Raw genomic sequence first — 22123 nt, forward strand, 5'->3', positions numbered from 1 at the left:
GAAAATGAACTTGAGCTTCTTGCATTTCTCTGAAATTTAATAACGCTAAGCTACAAATTCATCCCCGGTTGGTGTGCATATTATTGCTCATGAATATTTCATGTGTGTATAATTAATTTTTTCTGTTTGCCACATGGAATAACCAGCTTTTTAGATTCATACTCATTCACGGTTGGTATAGATTCCTAATCTTTATGGCTATTTCATGTGTTAATATTTAATTTTTCTGTTTGCCACACGGAATAACCAAAACCTTAATCTTTATTATCATTCCCGGTTGGTATAGATTCTTAATCTTTATGGTTATTTCATGTGTGTATAATTAATTTTTTCTGTTTGCCACATGGAATAACCAAAACCTTAATCTTTATTATCATTCCCGGTTGGTGTAGATTCCTAATCTTTATGGCTATTTCATGTGTATTTATTTCGTGCGCCGCTTGCGGCTGTTTTTAATGGTCACATGGAATAGCCTTTATTCATCCGCGGTTGGTATGCAACCTTGCTTATGGCTATTCATGTGTTATTATTTTATTTTTTCTGTTTGCCACATGGAATAACCAAAACCTTAATTCTTTATTATCATTCCCGGTTGGTATAGATTCGTAATCATTATGGTTATTTCATGCATGTTTTTTAGAAAAGTTTCTTCACAGGCTTTACCCCGATGCCCGGCAGGTCATTTGGAATAATTTTCCCACCGGTAAATTTTGCTCCGTAGAATGCATCGTTTTGTATCAGCAGCGCGCCGTCAAGATCGGCGAAGTCCATGCCGGCTGCCAGTTGCGCAGCCGCGGCGATAGCACAGGAAGTCTCCGTCATACAACCTATCATTACTTTCATGCCTAAAGTACGCGCAAAGTTGCGCATCTGCCAGGCTTCACGCATGCCTGTACACTTCATCAGCTTAATGTTGATGCCGGAGAATACACCTTTCATTCTTTCCACGTCGCGCAGCCTTTGTACAGACTCGTCGCCAAACACCGGCAGGGGACTTCTTTCCGTGATCCAGGCATTATCGTCAGGCCTGTATTTATTCATAGGCTGCTCTACCATTACAACGCCTTGTTCTTTCAGCCAATGGATCATGTCAAGCGCCAGATGCTTGTCTTTCCAGCCCTGGTTGGCATCTACTGCCAGCGGCACATTGGTTGCTGTGCGCACGGCGTTGATAATGCGTTTGTCATCATTGCTGCCGAGTTTTACTTTCAGTATTTTAAATTGCCCTTCTACTTCTTTTATTTTCTTCCCGATCATCTCGTCGGTGTCTATGCCAATCGTGTAGGTAGTGTGTGGTATTTTATCGGTGTGCAGGCCATACATCTTATGCCAGGGTTGTTGCATCAGCTTGCCCGTGAGATCGTGCAAAGCTATATCTACTGCGGCTTTCGCGGCTGTGTTGTTTTCTGCCAGCTTATCTGTATACTCCAGGATTTCTTCTGTATGAAAAGGGTTGGCAAAAGCTGACAGGTCCATCTTCTTTAAAAATTCCATTACAGAAGCCTGCGACTCGCCAAGGTAGGGCGGCAGGGAAGCTTCTCCATAACCTGTGATGCCATCGTATGTTAAGGCAGTAAGTACTACAGGCGTGGTTTTGCGCGAACTGTTCGATATGCTAAACACATGCTTTAGTTGCAGATCATAAGGCATCCATTGCAATTTCAGTTTTGAAGTGCCGGGCCTTTTGTAAAATCTTGATGCGGTAGCCGGAAAACCAACCAGTGAGGCGCCGCCCAGCAACCCGAGTGATTTCAGAAAACTTCTTCTTCTTATTTCCATTGTTTACAGATATATTTTACCGGTACCAGGGATGCTCAAATATGCTCCAGGTGCCGTTTACAGGCTGGTTTAAAATTCTTTTGGCTGCCACATACCGGCTGTGGTTGTGTTTATCGTAGTTCTTATCAGCGGGGTTTAAACTGTTTATCTGCACATAGCCATCATTGGCGTGTATGAATTGTGCATTTTGCAGGTAAATGGCTGTGTGGATGATGTTGTATTTTGTGGAGTCTGTTTTGTCTTTTCTTCCAAAAAACAACAGGTCTCCTTTGGCCAGCTTACTGAAACTGCCAGCAGAATCTACGGGTGTGCCTGTGAGATACTGCTGGCGTGCATCGCGTGGCAATATAATGCCATGCATCAGGTAGGTGGTTTTGGTAAGCCCGCTGCAATCCAGGCCCCGAGGTGAAGTGCCGCCCCAAAAGTAAGGCACGCCTAAAAATCTTTTAGACAGCTTTTCAATACTTGTGCCGGTAAGCAATATGGATGTTTTCCAGTCATTCCATTTCTTTACGGCAGCGCGGTTAATGAATCCTTTCCTGCCATCGGGCAGGGCAACTTTATACAAGTGTTTTTGAGCGTTGAAATTTTCCAGGTATAAAATGTTGCCCATCACCACCTCGGTAACTATTTCGCCGTGCTCATTGGCTGTGGCGTAAACAAAACTGTTGTTGTCTGTAACAATCACGCGCGGTTGTTTATTTCTCTTATGCAATTCCAGCGAGTCGATAGGCGACAGCGGCGCGCTTGTCCAGCCTTCATATCCTTCCGGTGTCTGCACCTTTGTCCAGCCGCGGGTTTTAGCCATCAACTTCAATGGTGTGCCCAGCAAGGCCTGTGTTGTCATTTCTGCCCTATAGTCCGGTTCCCTGCGGATATTCAACACCGATTGTGAAACCAGCGCCCATGTTTCTGCGTGCGGTACTCCTGTAGTATCTGCCTGTGCATTAGAAGCGTGCGTGCAGCACAACAACAATACGGCAAGCATCCATCTTTGCATATTTTCAAGTTTATTGTTTAATGTAAAGTTATTGAAATTTAATTGTTGTTTATGGAGAATTTTTAAACAAAATGTGCTGTCAATGTCCCTGATAAAAGCCGATGGAGCGATGTACTTGTCATCCGTAAATATTTTATGTTTGTAATGGGAGGATATACATTACTCCCCATAGCGATAAGGATTCCTATGCGTGATTATTTTTATGATGTATATACATGCTTACCAAAAAAAAGAGACTGTCCCGCAATGAGACAGTCTCTGTAATAATTAAAATCGTGTAATTAAACTGTTGGACCTGCTGCCACCAGTTTTTTACCTTCTTCAGTATCTGTGTATTGCTCAAAGTTAGCAATATATTTAGCAGCAAGGCTTTTTGCTTTTTCTTCCCATTCAGAAGCGTTGGCATAAGTAGCTCTCGGGTCTAAAATATCAGAAACGTTTGGTAAAGATTTAGGATAAGTCAGATTCATTACAGGGATTGTATCTGTTTCTGCCTGGTCGATAGAGCCATCTAAGATCGCATCGATAATTGCTCTTGTATCTTTCAGGGAAATCCTTTTGCCTGTACCGTTCCAGCCTGTATTTACCAGGTAAGCTTTTGCTCCGTGCTCTTTCATTTTACCAATCAGTGTTTTAGAGTACATGGTTGGGTGCAATGAAAGGAAGGCTTCGCCAAAGGCAGGTGAGAAAGACGGGGTAGGCTCAGTAATGCCTCTTTCAGTACCGGCCAGTTTAGAAGTATAGCCGCATAGGAAATGGTATTGTGCCTGCTGATCGGTAAGGATAGAAACCGGGGGCAATACGCCAAAGGCATCTGCAGATAAGTAAACGATCTTTTTAGCGTGTCCTGCTTTGGAAGGAAGTACTATTTTGTTGATGTGGTAGATCGGGTAAGAAACTCTGGTGTTTTCAGTGATAGAGCCGTCTTTATAATCTACCTTTCCGTCTTCGCTTACAACAACGTTTTCCAGTAAAGCATCGCGTCTGATAGCTCTCCAGATATCGGGTTCTCTTTCTTCAGAAAGATCAATCACTTTAGCATAGCAACCACCTTCGTAGTTGAATACACCATTGTTGTCCCATCCGTGCTCGTCATCACCGATCAGGTAACGTTTAGGATCGGCAGATAAAGTAGTTTTACCTGTACCGGAAAGACCGAAGAATACGGCTACATCGCCGGCTTCACCTACGTTTGCAGAGCAGTGCATAGAAGCCATGCCTTTCAGCGGCAGGTAATAGTTCATCATAGAGAACATGCCTTTTTTCATTTCACCGCCATACCAGGTACCACCGATGATCTGAATTTTTTGTGTAAGATCAAACATTACAAAGTTCTCTGAATTTAAACCGTGTTCTTTCCAGTTGGGGTTGGTAACTTTTGAACCGTTCATTACCACAAAGTCAGGATTACCATAGTTTTGCAGTTCGTAGTGAGACGGGCGGATGAACATGTTGGTTACGAAGTGTGCCTGCCAGGCTACTTCCACGATGAACCTTACTTTCAGCCTTGTATCCGGGTTGGTGCCGCAGAAGGTATCTACTACATATAATTTTTTGTTTGAAAGCTGGTTGGTAACCAGGTCTTTTAATTCGTTAAAAACTTCTTTGGTTGTAGGCACGTTGATCTTGCCGTCCCACCAGATTGTATCAGCAGAAGTTTCGTCTTTTACAATATACCTGTCCTTAGGAGAACGGCCGGTGAATATGCCTGTTTTCACGGCAACAGCACCACTTTCTGTAACTATACCTTTTTCAAAGCCTTCGTTTGCAGGATCTACTTCTGCCTGGTAAAGTTCTTCGTAAGAAGGATTGTAAACTACTTCCGTTGTGCCGGAGATGCCGTACTGGCTGAGGTTGAGATCTTGTGCAGATTTTTGTGTTGCCATAGTTATTTATACTTTTTATTTATGAGAAATTAGAATTTGTTTCCTGAGGGTAATGGGCGCCTACTGTATTTCTAACCCGTCAGATGCAAAATTACTCATACAAAAACTAACAAAAAATGATTTTCGTCAGTTTTTGCATAAAATAACTATTTCGTAAAATAAAAGGTAACTTATTCGAGTGAATAATTGAAACTGCACAGGCTTATAAACTGCTGCAGCCTTTTGTTGACCTCGGTTTTAGTGATTTCCCTCAGTTTTTGTGTGCCTAGTTTTTCAACGCAGAAGCTGGCAACAACAGAGCCCATAATTACAGCGGTCTTCATATTTTCAAAAGAAATATCGTCTGTTTTGGCAATGTAGCCGATAAATCCACCCGCAAAGGAGTCTCCTGCACCGGTCGGGTCAAACACTTCTTCCAGCGGCAGGGCGGGAGCAAAGAAAACCTCGTCCTGGTTAAACAACAAAGCGCCGTGCTCACCTTTTTTGATCACCAGGAATTTTGGCCCCATCTGCAGGATTTTACGGGCTGCTTTTACCAGTGAATACTCCCCGGAAAGCTGGCGTGCTTCGCTGTCATTCACTACCAGCACATCTGTCATGGTCAGCACATCTTTCAGGTCTTCCAAAGCTGTTTCCATCCAAAAGTTCATGGTATCCAGCACAATCAGTTTTGGCCTTGTGTCAAATTGTTCTATCACACTTTTCTGTATGTTGGGGCTAAGGTTGCCCAGCAGGAGGTATTCAGAGCTTTTATAAAAGTCGGGTATTACCGGGTCAAAGTCTGCCAGTACATTCAGGTCTGTAACCAGCGTATCGCGGGTGTTCATGTCCATGTGGTATTTGCCGCTCCAGAAAAAAGATTTCTTGTCGCTGATCTTTTTCACGCCTTCTGTTTTCACGCCCTGCTCATTGAGTTCGTGCAATACGTCTTCAGGGAAGTCGTAACCCACAATAGATACCTGGTTAATATCGTTGATAAATTTACCTGCGGAGTAAGCGCAGTAGGTTGCAGAGCCGCCGATGGTTTTTTCTGTTTTTGCAAATGGAGTTTCAATAGCATCGAATGCCATGGTACCCACGATAGTTAAAGACATATGATTTAGATTAAAAATTTTCGCTGCAAATATAATTTTAATAAAAAGATTATTTTAAAATTAATTTATATGCTGCAGGCAGCTGCATTATTTATGATTATTATCATATCGATTGGCGATAAAATATGGTATCTTAGCAAATTAGAATAAACACTAACACAAAAACTATAAAATTTCCAGTTATGAAAAAACTTGTATTTTCTCTCTCTGTAGTATTGGCATTAGCAGCCTGCGGCGGAAACGATACTGCTACAACCACCACCACTGAAGCAGAAGCTCCTAAATCAATGGTAGAGGAAAGTGTGGCAGATTCACCGGAAGGCATTGCGCTTAAGAACCTGATGGCAAAAAGCGATTGTGCGGCTTGTCACCAGATAGATACCAAATCTATTGGCCCGTCTTATGTAGATGTGTCTAAGAAATATGACAACACGCCCGAAACAATCAAATACCTGGCTGAAAAGATTAAGAACGGGGGCAGCGGTGTTTGGGGACAGGTGCCCATGACTGCGCATCCCGATATGAAAGTAGAGGAAGCGGAAGCTTTGGCCAAAGACATTATGGCTTTAAAAAAATAAGGGTTAATATCCATGTACGGTTTAACCGGCTACAAGCCTGATGAATATTTTATGCGCCTCGCCCTTAACGAGGCGCATAAAGCTTTTGACATGGGGGAAGTACCCATAGGCGCTGTATTGGTGATGCATGAAAAAATCATTACCCGTGCACACAACCAGGTTGAATTGCTGAAAGATTCCACCGCACATGCAGAAATACTGGCACTTACAGCTGCTTACAACGTATTAGGGGCCAAATACCTGCCAGATGCTACTTTGTACATTACTTTAGAACCGTGCCTGATGTGTTGCGGCGCCATGTACTGGTCAAAACTGGGCAGGATCGTATACGGCGCTGCTGATGAAAAGAACGGTTATAAAAAATATACGGTTCAAAATCCTTTTCACCCGAAAACAGAGATCATCCAGGGCACCCTTGCCGAAGAATGTGCTATGCTTATGAAAGATTTTTTCAGGCTGCGAAGGTGATTCTACAAAGCAATCTTAACATTTTTACAGTACAATGTTTTTTTAATTAAGGAGTTATTAAGGTATATTTGTTTTAAACAAAAAACTAACAACTATGTCATTTACATTACCTGATCTGCCGTATGCATTTGAAGCTTTGGAACCGCATATAGATGCAAAAACTATGGAAATCCATCATGATAAACACCACAATGCTTATGTTACAAATCTTAATAAAGCTATTGAAGGTACAGAGCACGCCAATAAATCTTTGGAAGAACTGTTAGCAAATGCGGGAAGCATTTCGCCGGCAGTAAGAAACAACGGAGGCGGCCATTGGAACCATACATTTTTCTGGGAAATACTCAGCCCCGATGGCGGCGGGCAACCCGAAGGCGAGCTGGCAGCTGCTATTGATGCAGCTTTCGGATCGTTTGAAGACTTCAAAAGTAAATTCAACGAGGCAGCAGGTGCGCGTTTCGGAAGCGGCTGGGCCTGGCTTGTTGTGAAAGACGGCAAGTTGCAAATAACTTCTACACCTAATCAGGACAATCCTTTGATGGACGTGGCAGACGTAAAGGGTAAGCCCGTGCTCGGAATAGATGTGTGGGAACATGCCTATTATTTAAAATATCAAAACCGCAGGCCTGATTACATGCAGGCAGTATGGAATGTGATCAACTGGAAGAAGGTAGCAGAACATTTCAGCGCAGCACAATAATCAATAAATAGCAAGAGACAGGTGTATGCAAGTGCACCTGTTTTTTTATTATTTTTCAAAATTTGTCATAAACAATACAATTGATGCTTAAAAACACCCTGTTTGTCTTTGTAGCAATACTTGCCATATCCTGCAGCAACCGCATTGACAGAAAAGTAATGCTCTTTTACAATGGTGATGCCAGCATATCGCAATACAAGATCGTCAATAAAACGAACCAGCTTTTTTCCAGTAAAGAATTTGATATTTCAGGCTTTGCATACGCCGACCAAATTGAAATAGACAAAGACGGTAAAAAATACACCATTCCCATCCCTAAGCAAACGGGTTATTATGTATTAAACATCAGTAGTGATACTGTTTACGGCAGCCTGAAACCATCCAGGCCCTTAGTGATAGACAGCGCTAACACCGCACAGGCAAAGGCCCTGGCAGACAGCCTGCAACAACTGCTTGAAGGGAAAAATATTTCAGCCGCAAACCATAATTACAGGGTACTGCCTAATGAACTGATACTGGTGTCCGCCAATGTGGAAGGTGTAAGATTGTTCCCGCCTTACAAAGAAATGTACGGCACGGTTGAAGGTCCCGCGGATGGCTCAGCTCCTGAGATCTATAAATTCAATGCCACAGAAGAAGTGAAGTTTGAACTCGCCAACTACAGGAACATCTATGAGCCGGTAGTCCTTAAACGCAAGCCTGCTAAAAAATAATCTTCCGGCAGCAAAAACAGCAGCGGCAAAGATGTAACTTTTTTTAATTGATGCTTATATTATGCCTGGCATCATCCCACGCATTGATTTTACCGCCTCCCGGCGACCTCTCAGATGGCATGTGTGCAAACACAATGTAAAGAATGCGCAAGAAATTACAAACCAATCTTCGTGTGTTAACTTCCTTGGTGGGAATCAAACATGTCGCTAAAATCCACAACGATGTACGGTCAAAAAAAATAGAAATTGCTTTATGTACAATTTCTATTTTTATAAAGAGCCTTATTAAAAATTTTAATCCGTGGTAGCCAGTGTGTAATCTTGTTTGGTGCGTTTGATCATGTCAATAAAATCATCAAACAATATTCTGCTGTCGTGCGGGCCGGGAGTAGCTTCCGGATGATATTGCACAGAAAATACGGGCTTGTTTTTCATTCTGAAGCCTTCAATGCTGCCATCATTGAGGTTTATATGTGTTACTTCCACATCCGGGTTTTGCCTGATCTTTTCTGCATCCACTGCAAAGCCATGGTTCTGGGTACTGATCTCGCTCAAGCCTGTGATCAGGTTATTAACGGGGTGGTTAAGGCCTCTGTGTCCATGGTGCATTTTATAGGTAGGAATATTATTTGCCAATGCCAGCAGCTGGTGGCCGAGACAGATACCGAAAGCAGGCTTATCTTCTTTGATAATGCTTTTCACTGTATCAATAGCGTAATGCATAGCAGCAGGATCGCCGGGGCCGTTGGAAATAAAATAACCATCCGGTTCAAAAGCTTTGATCTCTTCTATGGGTGTATCGCCGGGGAATACGCGCACATAAGCGCCGCGCTCCACCATGCAGTTGATAATATTCCTTTTAATGCCGTAATCAAGCGCAGCAACTTTGAGTGGTGCATTCTCATCTCCTACGGAATATATTTCTTTGGTAAAAACTTCTCTGGAAAGGTCAAGGCCTTCCATAGGCGGCACTTTTGCCAGCTCTGCCTTTAAAGCTTCCACATCGTTGATCTCTGTAGAGATGATGCAGTTCATTGCGCCTTTGCTGCGTATGTGTGTCACCAGCGCCCGGGTATCTACACCGCCGATGGCCACTACATTATTTTCTGTAAGGTAGCTGTTCAGGTCTGTATCTGCCTGGTAGCGTGAAAATTTTTCTTCAAGGTTTCGTGCGATCAGGCCTTTTATTTTTACGGTATCACTTTCAACATCGTTGTTGTGTATGCCGTAGTTGCCAACATGCACACTGTTCATAATGAGTATCTGGCCGTAATAGCTGGGATCGGTAAAGACTTCCTGGTAACCCGTCATGCCTGTGTTGAAACAGATCTCGCCGGATGCCGTGCCTTTTTTACCAAAAGATTTGCCATAAAAAACCGAACCATCTTCTAATAATAAAATGGCCGTGTTAGCGTCTTGAGTCATTCTTCGAAAAATTGATTGTGCAAAAAAACTACATTATCAGCAGAAAAGCTGATAAATTCTCAAAAATATTATTTATGGTACAAACTTTTTCTGCAAGCTGTTTAACTTTCTCACAAACTCCGCAGTAATTTTTCGCTGTTCGATGATGAAACTGTTATCCTCAAACCTGCCTACTACGGCATCCATCTCTTCCTGTGAGGTGTACATCATCTGGCGGAAAGGATTGTCGTAATCCTTTTTCCTGGAGGCTTCTATTTGTGCCAGTATCCATTTTTGGGTGCGTTTTGCTTCTGCTATCCATTCAGCCAATAGCTCTGTGGAAAGGGCGTCCACATTGATTTTTGCAATTTCAAACAGAGAGGCGATGGCATGCATTGTTTTGTCAACGGTATAACGACCTCCTGCAGCCAGGTAATAGTCATGCACCTGCTGCCAGGAATTTATTTTGGAGGTATGGATATTTTTCTTCAATTGCATTACGCTCTTTTCCGGCATCAGCTGCCCGCCTATGTTGGTCCATTTTTCCCTGATAATATTTTTTTCTGTAAGCGCTTTCTTCAAGTCGTTTATGCTAAAAAAATTATTTTCTTCTGCAAATTGCAACAGGTGGTTAATGCCGTAAAAGCGTATCATTCCATTAAAAATATCATAGGCCTTTTGTATTTTGCTGACGATTGCCGGCCGCTTGCTGTTTTCCGCTCCCGGCACTGTAATAACGAGCTCATCAATTATTTTGCTTCGTGATTGTAATAATTCCCTGCCGGCCTGCCGTGCTTTCCCGATGGCTGAAGTACTGATATTGCTGTGTTGCTGAAAGGCATTGCCTGTGATCTCTTCAAGTAATTCCACAGCTTCAAAAAGCTCATTGACGGTGTCCGGAGCAAGATAGCCGTATTCTATATGTTGTATTTTTTCCACGCGGTTATCGCGGCTTTCATACTTAGCCACATTTCTCTGAAGTGCATACATATTGTACATAAACCAGTAAGCCGGCATTATTTCCAGCGTATTTTTCGCTTCATTGATGCTTACCAGTGAAAACGGAATGGTAATGTTCAGCTCGTAATCATAATCTCCTTTGGCCAGTATGGTAAAGTTGGCAAATTTGGAATTGTGCTTGATGCTTACACACAACCCCGGCCAGAAACCTCGCCCTGCCTGCATTTCACCGTCTGCACCTCTTGAGTTGTGGTTAGATCCTATGGTGGCGCCTGCCGGTATATTGCTCTGCCCGAGGATAAGCGCTGCACAAAGGAAAGAGTTGTTGTGGTGTTGTTCGTGTGCTGGAAAGATCAGTGAATTCAATACTTCACAGCAGGAGATGGTGGCGTTGCTGCCCAGGTAGGAATTGATGAGGCGGGCGCCGTATTTGAGCTGGGAGTTAGATGCCATAACAAACCGTACTGCTTTTACGCCATAGAAAATACGGCAGCCAAAGTCTATGATGCCGTTTACAAGTTCGCAGCCTTCGCCGATCTGGGATTTGGCATCCGGGCGCGATTTGATCGTGAGGTTTTTTAGTTTGTTTGCGCCCTTGATATAAGCGTCTGATCCGATCCACACATCATTTATGATGTTGGTATTCTTAATTACTGTCCTGTCACCAACCTTGCCGTAATATCCAGGTTCTGTACGGTATTCTTTCTCCGTAAATTCAATAAATTTCTTCAACAATTTTTCATCTTCCCGAAACCTGCTCCAAAGCCAGGCATCTCCGGGTTGCATGCCATTGAAGGGAATAACTTTTCTTCCGCCGTTTTCATTGCATATTTCCAGCCATATGCGTGCCGATTCGTTTTCCCCGTCTTTAAGAATACCATTGCCGAATTTAGCATGTGTAGTGGTTTTCATTTCATCTATCTGTACCAGTACTACTTCATTTCCTATGATATAATGCGAAATGTAATTCACGTGGTTAATGGCTACATTGTCTCCCAGGTCGCAGCTGATAATGGTGGAATTATAGAGGCCAACTTCTACTTTAAGATCATTAAATTCCAGGTAGTAAGGCTCTAATTTACCAATACGTGTCAACCCGTAAAACTTGCAACTCTTTACCAGGTCGGGATTGAATGCATCAGACACTAAAATATTGTTCCAGTTGTCTGTACTATTGCCGTTTTTTACCAGCACTTCTATCTCAAAAGCGGTGAGTTGCCTGTAACTGGTGCCGCTGCGGTTCTGTATATTCCTCAGGTAATATTCATCTTTGCCCTTTGGTATAAATTTTTTTTCAATAAAATTATATCCCAGGTCTGAAAGCGGATGTTTGCTGATATTGTTCATAACATTATTCTACGGTTACTGATTTGGCAAGGTTTCGCGGTTTGTCCACATCAAGGTCTTTTGCTACACCTGTGTGGTAGGCGAGAAGCTGTAAGGGGATTACATTCAATATAGGAGAAATGATCTCATCAGCTTCGGGCACAAATATCACATCATCTGCAAGAGCGGGTGTTATGGTATCTCCTTCCGTAGCAATGGCTATGATCTTTCCTTTGCGGGCTTTTATTTCCTGCATATTGCTTATCACTTTTTCGTGGTATTGGTCTTTGGTTGCAATAAAGATCACGGGCAGTTTCTCGTCTACCAACGCAATTGGTCCATGTTTCATTTCGGCAGCGGGGTAGCCTTCTGCATGTATATAGGATATTTCTTTGAGTTTCAATGCCCCCTCCAGTGCAATCGGGAAGTTGTATCCCCTTCCGAGAAAAAGACAGCTTACGGCATCTTTGTATTTCCGTGCTATTGTTTCAATGTATTCGTTCAGTTGTAAAATCTGTGCTGTTTTTTCGGGTACGGCTTCCAGCTCTTTGCAAAGCATGAGGTATTTTTCTTCAGATATGTTTTGCCTGTGTTGCGCAATTTTAAAAGCTGTTAAATATAAAACGGCAAGCTGGGCTGTGAATGCTTTGGTGCTGGCCACGCCTATCTCCGGCCCGGCATGCGTGTAAGCTCCTGCATGTGAAATACGTGCTATGGATGAGCCAACAACATTTACAATACCCAAAATAAGAGCTCCCTGTTCTTTTGCTTTTTCAATGGCTACGAGGGTGTCGGCCGTTTCGCCACTTTGCGATATGGCAATGATCACATCTCCTTTTTTTACGATGGGATTCCTGTAACGAAATTCAGATGCGTATTCTACTTCTACAGGAATACGGCAGGTTTCTTCTATAAAATACTCTGCTGCCAGGCCTGCATGCCAGCTTGTGCCGCAGGCGATGATGATGATCCTTTCTGCCTGTGTTATTTCCGGAAGATATTGCTCTATACCGCTTAAAATTATTTTTCCTTCATCTGCATACAACCTTCCACGCAAGCAATCAAAGACGGTCTTAGGTTGTTCGAATATCTCTTTCAACATGAAATGTTGGTAGCCGCTTTTTTCTATGGATTCTAGCTTCAGGTCAAGGGTGGTAATAAATGGTGTTTGTTTTTCATTACCCAGGTTTTTCAAGATCAGTTCATCTGCTTTTACAATGGCAATTTCATAATCATTCACATAAACTACTTCTTTGGTAAATTCAATAATGGGCGATGCATCTGAGGCAAGGAAATGTTCACCTTTGCCAATGCCGATCACCAGCGGGCTTCCTTTCCTGGCGGCGATAATAGTATCCGGATCACTTTCTTCTATCAATAGGATGCAATAAGCGCCTACGACCCTTTTCAAAGCTACGCGTACCGCTGCTTCAAGCGAATTATTATTATTATTGAGGTAAATATCTTCTATAAATTTCAGAAGTACTTCGGTATCTGTATCGCTTTCAAACCGGATGCCTTTTTCAAGAAGCTCTTCTTTTAAAACACCAAAGTTTTCAATGATGCCGTTGTGTATCATTGCTATTTTCCCGTTGCAGGAAAGATGCGGGTGTGCGTTCAGGTCGCTCGGCTCGCCATGTGTAGCCCATCGTGTATGGCCAATGGCAATCTTTCCGTTGATATTTTTACCGATGACAGCTTCTTCAAGGTCAGCAACTTTTCCTTTCTTTTTATAAACATTCAGCTTATGTTCATGTATAAGCGCAATTCCCGCGCTGTCATAGCCCCTGTATTCAAGCCTTTTGAGGCCTTTAACCACTACGGGGTAAGCATTTCTGTTTCCTATGTATCCTACAATTCCGCACATATATATCTATTTTGTTTTATGCAAACGATTGCGCGAAAATAAAAATAATTTTATATAAGCGTGGTATTGTTGAGAAAAAATAATATAAAAATAAAAAAAGCAATACCGCGCGGTACTGCTTTTTTCAATGTTGTTCAGTTATGTTATTTTGGTACTACTTCACCTTCAATGGTAAGAGACATAGCCTGGTAGCCTGCAAACAGCACAGTGAGTGACCTGTTGAAAGCGCCCGGATCTGCTGCGTTGTAGCCCGCTTTGATAGTGCCTTTTTTACCCGGCATTACGGGGGTCTTGGCAAATTCAGGTGTAGTACAGCCGCAAGAACTCATTACATGAGTAATGACCAGAGGTTTATTGCCGTTATTGGTAAATGTGAATGTGGTGGATGTAGGCGTGCCCTGTGGTATTTTACCGAAAGAATGTTTTACTTTGTCGAATGTTACAGGAGCTTTTTGTGCCTGTTGCGCATAAATAAAGGAAGCTGAAAATACAAATAAAGCAATTAATAGGATCTTTTTCATGTGTGTATATTTTTTATTTTTCTTTATGGTCACATGGAATAGCCTTTATTCATTCGCGGTTGGTATGCACCTTTGCTTATGGCTATTTCATGTATGTATATTGTTTATTTTTTTTATGGTCACATGGAATAGCCTTTATTCATTAACAGTTGGTATGCAACTTTGCTTATGGCTATTTCATGTGTGTATATTATTTATTTTTTCTTTATGGTCACATAGAATCTATCATAAAAGTCTTATGGACATTTCATGTATATTTCTATGTTTTAATAGTGGTTTTTAGTTGTCATACATCTTGTAATTCAAACCGGATGCGGTTTAGACAAAGGTTCTAAAAAAAAGTTTAAATAAAAAAACAAAAACAGAGCAGGAGCTTTATTATAAAGTTAATATTTATGAATACACTTATTTTATACCGGAAACATAGGGGGAATACCTACTCATACTACAGGTTTATACGTGAACTGATTGAAAGGTTTGGCCTTGAACATGTGCGCGAAATTTATTTTTATAAAACAGATACTGATGTTGCTGCCTGTGCCGATAACAGCATATTTTTATTGCCGTTGGCCGATGCTACCGGATTGAACCTGGCGTGGTGGTACAATGTAAAGCTGCCGGCTATTGCCAGGAAACTAAAAGCCGAAAAGGTGGTGTATATCAACTGCCTCCCGGCAAAAAAGATACGTGCGCCGCAGAAGTGTATTTTTACCGATGTGGAATTTATAACTCAGGCAAATAAGCTTACCAACTACCAGAAATACCTGAAGAAAAACCTGGTTGCGCGTTTGAAACATGCACAAAAGGTAATAACTTATTCCGGCCATGCAAAGCAGGTATTGCAAAATTTTATTGCTGCAAAAACAACAACGCCTGAAGTAGAGGTGATACCTGCGGCAGCAAACCATATGTTTATGGAGAGATCTTTTAATGAGAAAGAGATCCGCAAAGACAACCTGACCTTCGGAGAAGAATATTTTCTTGCTAAAATTGATCCGCATGAAGAGCAACAGTTTGTTGAATTATTAAAAGCCTTCACGGTATTTAAGCAATGGCAAAAAAGCAATATGAAAATAGTGGTATCCGGGCTGGAAAGCAGTATCACCAACAGTTTAAAGAGAAAGGCCGCATCTTATAAATTTAAAGATGATGTGGTTATACTTACGGAGGAGCATGAAGATGTGTACGCCGAAATCATTTCCGCAGCTTATGCCTACCTGCTTGTTACCGGTAAGGATGCAGATATAATGCCCGCTGTGGAGGCCATGCAGTCGCAGACCTTATTAATGTCATACGGGTTGCCGTCCTTAAAAGAAATTGCTGGCGCTGCCATGACACAACTTATAGAAAATGATTATGAGGCATTGGGCCGGCAGATGATAGAAGTATATAAAAATGAAGAAAAACGGGAACAGCAAATTGAGAAGGGCTCAGCGCTGATTTCTTCGTTTGATTATGAAATCTCTAAACAATTACTGTTTGATCTGTTGCTGCATTAAAGCGCTTTATATTTCTCCTTGTAAGCCAGAAGCCACGCTGTTACATTATTATAGGTGGCTAAGCCTTGGGGCTGGTTGTTAGATTTCAGGTATTGGTTGTAAATCGCGGCGGCATATTTTTCAAAAGGATTCTTGTACCGGTTAAAGAAATCAGCCAGGTATTGCATGTCCTGCTTTACCAGCGTATCCAGCAGTTTTTCATTGGCAATGGCCAAAGTACTGTCGCGGTAATAAAGCTCATTATTGGCATACCGCATCAGTTGAAAATAGGTGGAATATTTAAAATAATTTTCCGGAGAATTCCTGGCCGTGATGTAGCCTGCAAAATTTGCTTCATCTTCTGTGCCGTAGCCCAACTGGTGCGATATTTCATGGCATACCACGAAAGGAAGCAGGAATGCGGGTTGCCTGGTATTGACCTGTGCTTCATTTGTAAAAGGATTGAGATAACCGCTGTAACCTAAGTAATTGCCCAGCACGTTGTATACAGGCACTTTGATGCTTTGAAAACGATAGCTGAGAAAAGGGTAGGTTTTAGCGCTGATGTCGTAAGCATTGATAGCTTCTGCACGAATGTTTTTATAGGAAGTGTCTATGTCTCCTGGTGTGAACAACGAGCGGTACTGATTGGTTTTTAAGATAAGTTCTTTGGCTAAATTATTCAGCTCTTCTGTGCCGTATTCTTTTTTGGGAGATAGGTTTAATTGCCTGGCAATACCTTCCCGATCATAATTCAACCCCCATAAAATATGGAACAATATATATACCCACATGAAGCCTGAAGCCAGTGAAAATGCGCTTTGCAGCAGATGATGCTTTTTATTTACCGGTCTAAAGAGTTTTACAATAAATTTTATAACTCCAAAAAGAAACCATATCACCGCAATGGTGTATAATACATCGCCGATGCTGAAAGGCAACCAGCCAGATACGATTCGTAAAAACGAGGAAATATACCTATAAATACCATTGCTGTAGAATCTTTCTACCGCAGGCGGGAACATAGAAAATATTTTTATAGCCCAGCATAAGATGAGTAAGCTAATAATTGTTTTAGATTTGAGGCTTTTAAACATTTTCCTGACAGGTTTTAATCTAACAAAACTAAAGTTTAAATTTGTAACGTGGCACTGGACAATAATAAAGTAGCTATCAGGGAAAATTCGCTCCTGGCAAGGCTTGGCGCGATCAGGCTGCGTGAAAAGCGCATGGCGCTTACGTTTGGCAGCACCATCCATTTATACAATGTATCTAAAGAAAAGTTCCTGCACAGCAGTTCCTGGGTGTGCCATGAGCTCAAGCACGTAGAGCAGTACAAGCGTATGGGCTTTTGGAAATTTCTCTGGAAATATCTGGCTTACTCTGCAAAATACGGCTATCACAACAATCCTTTAGAAATAGAGGCGCGGGAAGCAGAATGCGACACCGGCCTGCTTGCGAAGTACAGCATAGATGGCAGAACAAATGAAACCACGACTGCATAAGGGCTTTAACCTGCTTCAAATACCAGGATCTTCTCAAAAAGATTTTCGTATTCCTTGTTGGTTGCTATTATTTTCTGCTGTATGCCTTCGTATTTCTTTTCCAGCTCCTGAAATTTTTTAAGGTCGGCATAGGTTGCCGGATCAGACATTTGTTTTTCAATAGCAGCTTTATCTGTGTTCAGTGCGTTGAGTTCTTCTTCTTTTTTTTCCAGTTGCCGCTGGTATCTTTGCTGTTCCTTCTTTTGCTCCCGGCTAAGTTCGCTGTGCTTCGGCTGCTGTTGCTTTACTTCTTCCTGTACAGGAGCAGGTACTGCTTCAGCAACGGCTTCCTGCCGGGCTTTCAGCGCCATCCTTTCCTTCCACTCAATAGATTCGGCGTAGCTGCCCTTAAACTCTTTGATCTGTTTTTCTTCATCGATCTCCCAGATCTTATTGGCCACTTTAGAGATGAAATACCTGTCGTGGCTCACGAATATAATGGTGCCTTCATAACTGTTCAAGGCCTGTGCCAGTAAATCTACGCTGAACATGTCCAGGTGGTTGGTAGGCTCATCCAGCAACAGGAAGTTAGACTTGCTTACGATCACTTTTGCCAGTGCAACCCTTGCTTTTTCACCACCGCTGAGAATTTTTATTTTCTTATCTACATCATCACCGCTGAACATAAAGCCGCCGAGGAGGGAGCGCAATTCCAGCTCGGTTTTGCCGCTGCCGCAGGTCTGCAATTCTTCAACAATGGTATTTTCCATGTGCAGGCTTTCCAGCTGGTGTTGTGCATAGAAACTTTCTTCCACATTGTGGCCCCAGATTCTTTCGCCTTCAAACGGTTCGGTGCCTCCTATGATACGCAGCAGGGTAGACTTTCCTTTGCCGTTAGCGCCGATAAAAGCGATCTTATCACCGCGTTCTATTTCAGCAGACGCATTCTGAAAGATCACATTCTCGCCGAAACTTTTAGAGAGGTTTTGCAATGCCACAAGTATTTTCCCGGGCTGTTTATCAACCTGGAAGTTTATGCGCAGGTTGGGTTTTTCCAGCTCCACCTGTTCAATCCTGTCCAGTTTGTCGAGGCGCTTAATGGCGCTCTGCGCTGCTGCGGCTTTGGTAGCCTTGGACCTGAAGCGTTCTATAAACCTTTCCTGCTGGCGTATGTATTCCTGCTGGTTCTCATAGGCACGTTGCTGTAATTCAATCCTCATCTGCTTTTCAGCTTCGTAGAATTCGTAATCACCTGAATAGATATGCAGTTGCTGCTGGTACAGTTCCACAATTTTATTCACCATGCGGTTCAGGAAAAATTTATCGTGCGATACGATCACCACGCTGCCCTTGTAGCTTTGCAGGTATTTTTCAAGCCATTCGATGGAAGGGAGGTCGAGGTGGTTGGTAGGTTCATCCAGCAGCAATACATCGGGTTGCTGCAAAATCATTTTTGCCAGCAGTACACGCATGCGCCAGCCGCCGCTGAAAATCTTGTAAGGGCGTATGAGCTCTTCGTTTGAGAAGCCAAGACCGTGCAACACCTCCTCTGTTTTGTGCTGAATGTTGTAGCCGTCCAGCACATCCATTTCATGGAGGTAATCCGTATAAGTTTGTAATAATTTATCGTCGTGATTGCTTTCAAGCAGCCTGCCTGTTCTTTCAATTTCTTTTTCCAGGAAGCGAACCCGCTCAAAGGCGCCCATAGCTACTTCAAGAATATTTTCGTTGGTATCAAAGCTCAGCAGGTCCTGGTGCAGGTAGCCAACAGACACATTCCTTCCGCGCTCAACACTTCCTGATGAAGGCATGTATTGATTTGTAAGGATCCTGAGCAGGGTAGACTTACCGGTGCCGTTATAACCGATCAGGCCAATACGCTCACCCGGGTGTATATGCCAGGTAGCATCACGTACGATCACCCTGGCGCCAAATTCGAAGGTAACATTATTCAAACCTATTAACATGGCGCAAAAGTAATGAATATCTGTAATCCGGCGTATCCGAAGTTTATGATACTATCATTACCGGTCTTTTTAAATGATACAGGTGCTATTCTTTATTGTATCAATTATGATGAATTATGTAAGGTGAAAACCCGACATGGCGTAAAAAGCTGGTGTACATTTCTGAGTCTTTTGTATCTCATCGGAAAGTGGTAGCGGATTAGAAGCAATCGCAAAAATTTACTGTGTTTTTCTTCTTACATTTCTTGATGTTTGCTTAGCGGTTTTTGCGTAATAAAATGCTTGCCTCCGGCTCAGGCACAAAGCGGAAGGGATTAATCGCCGGGAGGCGATAGAAAAGAAATTCGTGGCGGCGGCGCCATGAATAACAGGTTCTGGCAGGGTTTGACGCAACAAATGCAAAGAGGGATGATTTGTGAATCTCATCCCTTCCGTAATTTTAAAAATCGCGGAAAAGATAAAAATAAACAGGTGGCTATGACGCCAAGAATAACAGGTAAAGTTTAATGGCCGTTTGCAGCGTAAGCAATAAAAAAATAATTATACCCTTTTTGAAACTGGCCCCGGAACTCTGCTCTGTTTAATGCCGGTTTATTTTCTAAAAAATAAGATAAGGTATTTATTTCCATGTTCATCTCGCTCATAAAATCAAACATCATGTCTGGCGTTATATGGTATAGATCCGCTGCTCCGTATCCGAATTCAAACAGGATAACAGGTTTATACTTTTTGATCAGGTTTCTTGCGCCGTCAAACACAAGATATTCCGCTCCTTCAACATCTATCTTTATCAGGTCAATTTTCAAATTTGCAGGTATCAGAGTTTCAAGGCAATGGGTGGCGACCTGTATAGTTGTACACCGGTAGTCGATATCAAAGTGTCTTTTAGCCAAGCCAGACACCGCCGGCCGGTCTATAAAAAAATGAAACTCAGACATGCCGTTTTTATTACTAAGAGCGCAATTCAGGATCTTTACTTTTTTGCTGAATTTCCTGTTTAGCTCTGTACAGATGTCTGGGATGGGCTCAAAAGCAAAATGCATACCATGAGGCGACGCCTTCAAAATCTTCTTTAGTATATCACCTTTATTTGCACCAATGTCAATGCAGTTACTGTCTTTCTTCAATATTTTCTTAAAGACATCAAAGGTTTGATAGTTATATTCATCAAATGGCGGATTTCTGAATTTCTGATACAGTTTATAAACAATGTATCCAAGTTCCTTAGCAAACTCTTTAACTATTGAAGACCGGCAATACATAAGTCTTATTTAAGGTTAATACTTAAGATTTATACATTAGTGTTATTGCTTTTGAACAACAAAATAAATCAACACAAAATATTTATATAAAAAGTGATGTATATTTGTTTATACGCAATTTTTTGCTATAACGCTACAGTAGTACAGCTTTTCCAGCTTTCACTGTTTGACTGAAAAATATTTATAATTCACGCAAAGAGCGCAGAGTTTTTTCGCAAAAGCGGCTAAGTGTATGAAGATCTCTTTGCGTACGCTGCTTTACTTGGCGCTCTTTGCGTGAAAATAACAAGTTATTGTTCTCGCCAAAATCAAGGAGGTTTAGACTGCGTTTATTCTTCAAATTATAATGGAGTATGTCATCACATAATATTATCGGGAATAGCAGATCATCAAATTTTTAATCTTCAATTTTCAATCTGCAATTTGTAATTTTCAATCTGCAATTTCCAATTCACACCATTTTATACTTATTGTACACACGCCTGGAGATAAACCAGTAACAAATAATGCCAAGCACACAAAGCGTGGCGCTGACAATGTACAGTTGTGAAAAGCCCAGCAGCCCGGTGATAACACCACCGATGAGCATGCCCAGTGCAAGGCCCAGGTCAAAACCCAGCAGGTACGTAGAGTTGGCAGTGCCGCGCTGATCGGGACGAGACATGTTGATATACAGGGTCTGCATAGCAGGGAACATCATGCCGTAACCCACACCGATAAACAAGCCAGAAGCACAGAAAGCAATAATATTGTGAAACAGGGCAAACACCAGGAACGAGGCAGCTACCGTGAACATGGCTGCTATATTCACCGTGTGGATATATCCCCGGTCTACAAATTTACCAGAAAATATCCGCGACATGATAATGCCGCCGGCCCAGAAGATAAAGAAGATGCCTGCATTCGGCACGCTAAGCTGCTTGCCGTATTGCGCTACAAACGGGCCGATGGTGCCCCACGCAAAGGTTGGAAACAATTGATTTAAAAAAATCGGCCAGCTGTTTAGCAGGAACAGATTCTGTAAAGCTATTTTTTTGTGTTCTATCGGCTTGCGCTTACGGGTAGTAATAAACAAGCCTGCAATAGTGCCCAGCGTACCCATGCTGATGGCGCACCAGAGCAATACGTGGAAATTGTAAGCCTGGTAAATGTAGATGGCAATGAACGGGCCTACTGCCATAGCCACATTATTAAAAGTGCCGAAGTAGCCTATGCCTTCCGCGCGGCGGCTGGCAGGCAACACATCTACCGCAATGGTGCTGGATGCAACCGTGCCGCCGCCCCACCACAGCCCGTGAAAAAAACGTACAATCACAAACAATAAAACGGAAGTGGCAAAAAAGTATCCTCCGAACGTAAGCGTGTACAGTGCAAAGCAGATCACCAGGATTTTTTTCTTTGAAAAAACATCTACCAGGTAGCCGGAGAACGGCCGTGTAAGCATTAACGCAATGGCGTAGGAGGCAAGCACAATGCCGGTTTTGGTCTGCTCTACGTGCAACTGCTCGGTAATGTACAGCGGAATAGTAGGCATGAGCAGGTTAAACGAACATGCCATTAAGAAATTAGCAAGCGATACTTGTATAAAATTTTTATTCCAGAGAGGCGCCTTCATGCTGTACAATTGCTGCAAAAT

18 protein-coding genes are annotated in these 22123 nt (G+C 42.4%); 6 read left to right on the forward strand and 12 right to left on the reverse strand.

Annotation, left to right across the window (positions count from 1 at the left end):
• Window positions 1-636: 636 nt before the first annotated feature.
• The 4 genes from OD355_RS10825 to OD355_RS10840 form a co-directional block, all read right to left on the reverse strand.
• A complete protein-coding gene (locus OD355_RS10825; RefSeq protein ID WP_263038497.1) occupies window positions 637-1779 on the reverse strand; it encodes a dipeptide epimerase in 1143 nt (380 codons plus the stop codon).
• Between the two features lie 16 nt (window positions 1780-1795).
• Entirely contained in the window at window positions 1796-2779 is a 984-nt protein-coding gene (locus tag OD355_RS10830) for a C40 family peptidase (RefSeq protein WP_263038498.1), read from the reverse strand.
• A gap of 281 nt (window positions 2780-3060) precedes the next feature.
• Entirely contained in the window at window positions 3061-4665 is a 1605-nt protein-coding gene (gene pckA / locus OD355_RS10835; protein ID WP_263038499.1) for a phosphoenolpyruvate carboxykinase (ATP), read from the reverse strand.
• Between the two features lie 170 nt (window positions 4666-4835).
• On the reverse strand, window positions 4836-5759 hold the full coding sequence (locus OD355_RS10840; RefSeq protein WP_263038500.1) for a PfkB family carbohydrate kinase: 924 nt from the start codon (window positions 5757-5759) through the stop codon (window positions 4836-4838).
• Window positions 5760-5941: 182 nt separating this feature from the next.
• On the opposite strand from OD355_RS10840, the gene OD355_RS10845 reads away from it, so the two are divergent.
• The 4 genes from OD355_RS10845 to OD355_RS10860 all read left to right on the forward strand — a co-directional run bounded on the left by OD355_RS10845 (window position 5942) and on the right by OD355_RS10860 (window position 8218).
• The gene (locus OD355_RS10845; RefSeq protein ID WP_263038501.1) at window positions 5942-6337 is read left to right on the forward strand and encodes a c-type cytochrome; all 396 of its coding nucleotides are present in this window, start codon (window positions 5942-5944) and stop codon (window positions 6335-6337) included.
• A 12-nt stretch (window positions 6338-6349) separates the two neighbouring features.
• Entirely contained in the window at window positions 6350-6805 is a 456-nt protein-coding gene (locus OD355_RS10850) for a nucleoside deaminase (RefSeq protein WP_263038502.1), read from the forward strand.
• Between the two features lie 94 nt (window positions 6806-6899).
• Entirely contained in the window at window positions 6900-7505 is a 606-nt protein-coding gene (locus OD355_RS10855) for a superoxide dismutase (protein ID WP_263038503.1), read from the forward strand.
• An 83-nt stretch (window positions 7506-7588) separates the two neighbouring features.
• On the forward strand, window positions 7589-8218 hold the full coding sequence (locus OD355_RS10860) for a hypothetical protein (protein WP_263038504.1): 630 nt from the start codon (window positions 7589-7591) through the stop codon (window positions 8216-8218).
• A gap of 294 nt (window positions 8219-8512) precedes the next feature.
• Here the strand turns inward: OD355_RS10860 and carA are convergent, their stop codons facing one another.
• The 4 genes from carA to OD355_RS10880 form a co-directional block, all read right to left on the reverse strand.
• Window positions 8513-9643, reverse strand: coding sequence for a glutamine-hydrolyzing carbamoyl-phosphate synthase small subunit (carA, locus tag OD355_RS10865; RefSeq protein WP_263038505.1), 1131 nt, complete (start codon window positions 9641-9643; stop codon window positions 8513-8515).
• Between the two features lie 72 nt (window positions 9644-9715).
• Complete coding sequence (locus OD355_RS10870; protein ID WP_263038506.1) at window positions 9716-11929, reverse strand: DUF4954 family protein; 2214 nt, start codon at window positions 11927-11929, stop codon at window positions 9716-9718.
• 4 nt (window positions 11930-11933) lie between these two features.
• Window positions 11934-13775 carry a glutamine--fructose-6-phosphate transaminase (isomerizing) gene (glmS, locus tag OD355_RS10875; RefSeq protein WP_263038507.1) on the reverse strand — a complete coding sequence of 614 codons (1842 nt, stop codon included), beginning with the start codon at window positions 13773-13775 and terminating at the stop codon, window positions 11934-11936.
• Window positions 13776-13918: 143 nt separating this feature from the next.
• A complete protein-coding gene (locus OD355_RS10880) occupies window positions 13919-14296 on the reverse strand; it encodes a DUF1573 domain-containing protein (protein ID WP_263038508.1) in 378 nt (125 codons plus the stop codon).
• A 395-nt stretch (window positions 14297-14691) separates the two neighbouring features.
• On the opposite strand from OD355_RS10880, the gene OD355_RS10885 reads away from it, so the two are divergent.
• Window positions 14692-15795 (forward strand): glycosyltransferase, encoded by a 1104-nt coding sequence (locus OD355_RS10885; RefSeq protein WP_263038509.1) that lies wholly within the window; start codon window positions 14692-14694, stop codon window positions 15793-15795.
• On the opposite strand, the gene OD355_RS10890 is transcribed toward OD355_RS10885, so the two are convergent.
• Window positions 15792-16799 carry a DUF3810 domain-containing protein gene (locus OD355_RS10890; protein ID WP_263038510.1) on the reverse strand — a complete coding sequence of 336 codons (1008 nt, stop codon included), beginning with the start codon at window positions 16797-16799 and terminating at the stop codon, window positions 15792-15794. The genes OD355_RS10885 and OD355_RS10890 overlap by 4 nt on opposite strands.
• A 120-nt stretch (window positions 16800-16919) precedes the next feature.
• On the opposite strand from OD355_RS10890, the gene OD355_RS10895 reads away from it, so the two are divergent.
• Window positions 16920-17279 (forward strand): DUF4157 domain-containing protein, encoded by a 360-nt coding sequence (locus OD355_RS10895; protein WP_263038511.1) that lies wholly within the window; start codon window positions 16920-16922, stop codon window positions 17277-17279.
• Window positions 17280-17284: 5 nt separating this feature from the next.
• On the opposite strand, the gene OD355_RS10900 is transcribed toward OD355_RS10895, so the two are convergent.
• The 3 genes from OD355_RS10900 to OD355_RS10910 form a co-directional block, all read right to left on the reverse strand.
• On the reverse strand, window positions 17285-19225 hold the full coding sequence (locus OD355_RS10900) for an ATP-binding cassette domain-containing protein (protein ID WP_263038512.1): 1941 nt from the start codon (window positions 19223-19225) through the stop codon (window positions 17285-17287).
• 503 nt (window positions 19226-19728) lie between these two features.
• Window positions 19729-20487: an FkbM family methyltransferase gene (locus OD355_RS10905; RefSeq protein WP_263038513.1), complete on the reverse strand. Its 759-nt coding sequence runs from the start codon at window positions 20485-20487 to the stop codon at window positions 19729-19731.
• Between the two features lie 451 nt (window positions 20488-20938).
• On the reverse strand, window positions 20939-22120 hold the full coding sequence (locus OD355_RS10910) for an MFS transporter (RefSeq protein ID WP_396327193.1): 1182 nt from the start codon (window positions 22118-22120) through the stop codon (window positions 20939-20941).
• Window positions 22121-22123 lie beyond the last annotated feature (3 nt).

The sequence above is a fragment of the Haoranjiania flava genome (assembly GCF_025631005.1).
GTDB lineage: Bacteria > Bacteroidota > Bacteroidia > Chitinophagales > Chitinophagaceae > Haoranjiania > Haoranjiania flava.